Origin of the sequence: uncultured Amnibacterium sp. (genome assembly GCF_964245895.1) — a bacterium.
Taxonomy (GTDB): domain Bacteria; phylum Actinomycetota; class Actinomycetes; order Actinomycetales; family Microbacteriaceae; genus Amnibacterium.
In genome coordinates this window covers 1-4,227 of sequence record NZ_CAXTOQ010000218.1, presented here as the reverse complement: position 1 = coordinate 4,227, position 4,227 = coordinate 1, and the positions used below count along the sequence as shown (strand labels likewise).

Genomic DNA, 4,227 nt, shown 5'->3' with positions numbered 1-4,227 from the left:
TGGCACCGCTGCTGATCCCGATCACGTCCGGTGCGGCGAGCGGGTTGCGCAGCATCGTCTGGAACGTGATGCCCGCGAGACCGAAGGCCGCACCGGCCAGCGTGCCCAGCTCGGCACGAGGCAGCCGCAGCTCGCCGACCGTGAACGAGGCCCCTGGCACGGTCTGCCCGAGCAGGGTGCGCAGCACCTCGGAGGGGGTGTAGAAGGTGTCGCCGACCATCAGGCTCACCGCGAGCAGGGCGGCGACGACGAGCGCGAGCGCGCCGCTGACCGCGCGCCGGCGCTGCGCCCTCCTCCTCCGCCCGACGGCGGCTGCGGCGCGCACGGCGGGATGCGCCACGGTCACAGGGCGCGCACCTTCTGCCGGCGGACGATCCAGATGAAGACCGGCGCGCCGACGAGCGCGGTGATGATCCCGACGTCGATCTCGTCCGGGCGGGCGACGAGCCGTCCGACGACGTCGGCGGCGGTCAGCAGGCCGGCGCCGGCGACGGCGGAGAAGGGCACGAGCCAGCGGTGGTCGACGCCCACGAGCAGGCGGCAGAGGTGGGGGACGGCGAGCCCCACGAAACCGATCGGCCCGGCTGCCGCGGTCGCGGCGCCGCAGAGCAGGATCGCGCCGGCCGCGGCGAGCACCCGGGTCCGGCCGACGCGCTCGCCGAGGCCGGCGGCGACGTCGTCGCCGAGCGCCAGGGAGTTCAGGCCGCGTGCCATGAGCACGCAGACGACTGCGCCGACCGCGAGGAACGGCAGCACCAGCCCGATCCTCGCGAAGCCCGCGCCGCCGACGCCGCCGATCTGCCAGAAGCGGAAGTCGGTGAGCGCGTCGATGCGCGGCAGCAGCACGGCGCTGATCAGCGACGAGAACGCCGCGGACGTGGCCGCGCCCGCGAGCGCCAGCTTCAGCGGGGTCGCTCCGCCCCGGCCGAGGGAGCCGATGGCGTAGACGAGCACGGCCGCGCCGGCCGCGCCGCCGATCGCGACCCAGACGACGGCGGTGGAGGAGGTCAGTCCGAAGAAGGCCATGCCGGTGACGACCGCGAGGGACGCGCCGGAGCTGACGCCCAGGATGCCGGGGTCGGCGAGGGGGTTGCGGGTCACGCCCTGCATCACGACCCCGGCGACGCCGAGCGCGGCGCCGACGAGCATCGCGAGCACCGTGCGGGGCACGCGCTGCTGCACCGCCGCCTCCGCGACGGTGCTCGAGGTCCCGGACACGCCGGACACGAGGTCGGACCACGTGACGGCCCGCACGCCGAACGCGACGGACGCTGCGCCGATCAGCGCCAGCGCGAGCACCGCGACGAGCAGCCAGGTCACACGGACCGGCACCGGGCGCCGCCGTACGACGGCGTCCGGTGCGGCTCGCCGCTGGGCGGTCGCGGTCACCCGACGGTGCTCGCGGCGCCGTCGAGCAGGTCGAGGTACTTCCCGAGGCCCCACGGCAGGGAGAGGGGGGAGGGGTTGGCGCCGGCCGCCAGCGCGGTGTCGGGCGTGAGCAGCGCGACCGAGCCGTCCCTGATCGCGGGGATCTTCCCGATCAGCGGGTCGGCCTGCAGCGTCTTCAGCGACGCCGCGTCGCCGTAGGTCACGATCACGTCGACGTCGTCGAAGGAGTCCGCGTCCTCCGCGCTGACCGTGGTGTAGAACTCGTCCGACTTCGCGGACGCGTCGCTGACGACCTTCGGCGTCTTCATCCCGAGCTGCTCCAGGAACAGCGGACGGGTGTCGTGGGTCGTGTAGAAGCCGACGGAGCTGAGGTCGCTGGGGTCGAAGTAGGCGAACATCGCGGTCTTCCCCGCGAGATCGGGATGATCGGCGACTCCCTTCGCGACCTGGTCGTCGAGGGAGGCGACCAGGGCGTCGCCCTTCGCCTTCAGGCCCATCGCGGTGCTGTTCATCTCGATCATCTGCTCGAGCGTGGTGCCCCAGGCGACCTTCGGGAACGCGATGGTGGGCGCGATCTTGCTGAGCGTCTCGTAGTCCGTCTTCGACAGCCCGGAGTAGGCGGCGAGGATCACGTCCGGCTTCGTGTCGGCGACGGCCTCGAAGTCGATGCTGTCGGTCTCGTCGAACAGCACGGGCGTCTTCGCGCCCAGCTCGTCGAGCCGCTCCTTCGTCCAGGGCAGCAGGCCGTCCTCGTCCTCGTCCCCGTAGTTCGCCTTCGCCATCCCGACGGGCACGACGCCGAGGGCGAGGGGCACCTCCTGGTTGGCCCAGGCGACCGTGGCGACGCGCTCGGGCTTCGACTCGATCGTGGTCTCGCCGTAGGCGTGCTCGATCGTGACCGGGAAGGCGTCTCCCGCGGCGCTCGAGGAGCCGCTTCCCTCCGCTCCGGCTGAGCCGGCGGACCCCGCGCAGCCGGCGAGGGCGACGAGCAGGGCCGCGGAAGCGACGAGGGACATCGGGCGCGAGGCGCGCATGGGCGGGTCTCCGTTCGGTGGGGTGAGTTAGGGAAGCCTAACCTTTGTTCAGGTCCGATTCACCACCCGACGACTCCTGCACGGACGACGGCGCCCCCTGGATCGCTCCAGGGGGCGCCGGCATGCGCAGAGCCGAGGCCTCAGCGGAAGACGTCCTTGATGTCCTCGCCGACCTTCTTCACCTTCGCGGACGCCTGGTCGCCCTGCCCCTCCGCCTCCAGCCGCTCGTCCCCGGTCGCCCGGCCGGCAGCCTCCTTCGCCTTGCCGCCCGCCTCTTCGGCCGCGTTCGAGATCTTGTCGCCGATCGCCATGACCGTCTCCTTCCGTCGATCTGCGCGCACGGTCCCACCTGCACCTCCGAGGACGCCGCGGAACCCCTTGACACCGACCGGGAACAGCTGCTTGCGTTCCGGTGTTCACCGATATATCGTGATGCTTCACGACAACACCAACTGAAGGAGAACCACCATGGATCACATCCACGACCACACCCAGCACCCCGGCCGAGGCGGCGCCATGCGCGGCCGCTTCGACGGCCCCTTCGGCCACCGCGGTCCCCGCGGCGGCTTCGGCGGTCCGTGGGACGGCCCCGCGGAGGCGCTGCGCGCCTTCAAGGGCTTCGGCCCCGGCCCCGGCTTCGGCCCGCACGGTCCCCGTGCCCGCCGCGGCGACGTGCGCAGCGCCATCCTCGGCCTGCTCGCGGACGGCCCGTCGAACGGCTACGGCCTGATCAAGGCCATCGGCGAGCGGACGGAGGGCGCCTGGACGCCGAGCCCCGGCTCGGTCTACCCGACGCTCGCCCAGCTCGTCGACGAGGGCCTCATCAGCCAGGACGGCGGCCCCCGCGGCGCCTACGAGCTGACCGAGGCCGGCCGCACCCATGTCGAGGCCAACCGGGAGGAGATCGACGCCGCGTTCAAGAGCGCCGGCGATCGGTTCGCCGGCGGCGACGCGCTGATGACCGCGTTCGGCAAGCTCGCCGGAGCGGCGATGCAGTTCCGCGGCGGCGTCACCGCCGAGCAGCGCACCCGCGCGACCGAGAAGGTCGACGAGCTGCGCCGCGAGCTCTACCGCATCCTCGGGGAGTGAGCCCCCACGAAGGTGTGCCTGGATCCGGGGATCCATCTCGATCCCCGGATCCAGGCACACCTTCTGCTTGCATTGACCGCGTGGACACCCGCACGCACATCGACGACCTCGCGGGCTTCGTCGCCGCCTCCCCCAGCTCGTACCACGCGGCCGCGGAGGTCGCTCGCCGGCTGCAGGCCGCGGGGTACGCCGTGCTCGACGAGGCGGCGGACTGGTCGGAGGCGGTCACGCCGAGAGCCCGGGTGGTGCTCGTCCGCGACGGAGCCGTCGTCGCCGTCGCCGTGCCGCTCGAGGCCGACGCGTCGACCCCCTACCGCGTGCTCGGGGCGCACACCGACTCCCCCGGCTTCGCGCTGAAGCCGCGCCCGACCATCGGCGCCGCCGGGTGGCTGCAGGCCGGGGTCGAGGTCTACGGCGGCCCGATCCTCGCCTCCTGGTACGACCGGGAGCTGGAGCTCGCCGGCCGCGTCGTGCAGCGCGACGGCACCGAGCACCTCGTGCGCACCGGGCCGTGGGCCCGCATCCCGCACCTCGCGGTCCACCTCGACCGGGAGGTGAACAGCGGCTTCGCTCCCGACCGGCAGCGCGACCTGCAGCCCGTGCTCGCGGCCAGGAGCCCCGGCGACGCCGACCTGCTCGCCGAGATCGCCGCCCTCGTCGGCCTGCAGGCCGACGACGTCGCGGGGTACGACCTGCTGACCTGCGACACCCAGCC

General features: G+C 73.3%; 5 protein-coding genes and 1 pseudogene. 2 read left to right on the top strand and 4 right to left on the bottom strand.

Annotated features, from left to right (window positions below):
• The 4 genes from ACFE60_RS17930 to ACFE60_RS17915 all read right to left on the bottom strand — a co-directional run.
• The coding region (locus ACFE60_RS17930; protein WP_375390215.1) for an iron chelate uptake ABC transporter family permease subunit at nt 1-346 on the bottom strand (346 nt) is incomplete at its 3' end.
• Nucleotides 343-1,389 (bottom strand): FecCD family ABC transporter permease, encoded by a 1,047-nt coding sequence (locus ACFE60_RS17925; RefSeq protein ID WP_375390214.1) that lies wholly within the window; start codon nt 1,387-1,389, stop codon nt 343-345. The genes ACFE60_RS17925 and ACFE60_RS17930, both read right to left, overlap by 4 nt.
• On the bottom strand, nt 1,386-2,423 hold the full coding sequence (locus tag ACFE60_RS17920; RefSeq protein WP_375390213.1) for an iron-siderophore ABC transporter substrate-binding protein: 1,038 nt from the start codon (nt 2,421-2,423) through the stop codon (nt 1,386-1,388). Before ACFE60_RS17920 ends, ACFE60_RS17925 begins: the two co-directional genes overlap by 4 nt.
• Nucleotides 2,424-2,563: 140 nt before the next feature.
• On the bottom strand, nt 2,564-2,734 hold the full coding sequence (locus ACFE60_RS17915; RefSeq protein ID WP_375390212.1) for a CsbD family protein: 171 nt from the start codon (nt 2,732-2,734) through the stop codon (nt 2,564-2,566).
• A 157-nt stretch (nt 2,735-2,891) separates the two neighbouring features.
• On the opposite strand from ACFE60_RS17915, the gene ACFE60_RS17910 reads away from it, so the two are divergent.
• Nucleotides 2,892-3,512, top strand: a complete 621-nt coding sequence (locus ACFE60_RS17910) for a PadR family transcriptional regulator (protein WP_375390211.1) — start codon at nt 2,892-2,894, stop codon at nt 3,510-3,512.
• 80 nt (nt 3,513-3,592) lie between these two features.
• Nucleotides 3,593-4,227, top strand: a pseudogene (locus tag ACFE60_RS17905) (M18 family aminopeptidase); the annotation flags it as partial.

Coding starts and splice junctions, on each gene's coding strand:
- ACFE60_RS17920 (WP_375390213.1), bottom strand. CDS start 2,423: ATGCGCGCCTCGCGCCCGATGTCCCTCGTCGCTTCCGCGGCCCTGCTC.
- ACFE60_RS17915 (WP_375390212.1), bottom strand. CDS start 2,734: ATGGCGATCGGCGACAAGATCTCGAACGCGGCCGAAGAGGCGGGCGGC.
- ACFE60_RS17910 (WP_375390211.1), top strand. CDS start 2,892: ATGGATCACATCCACGACCACACCCAGCACCCCGGCCGAGGCGGCGCC.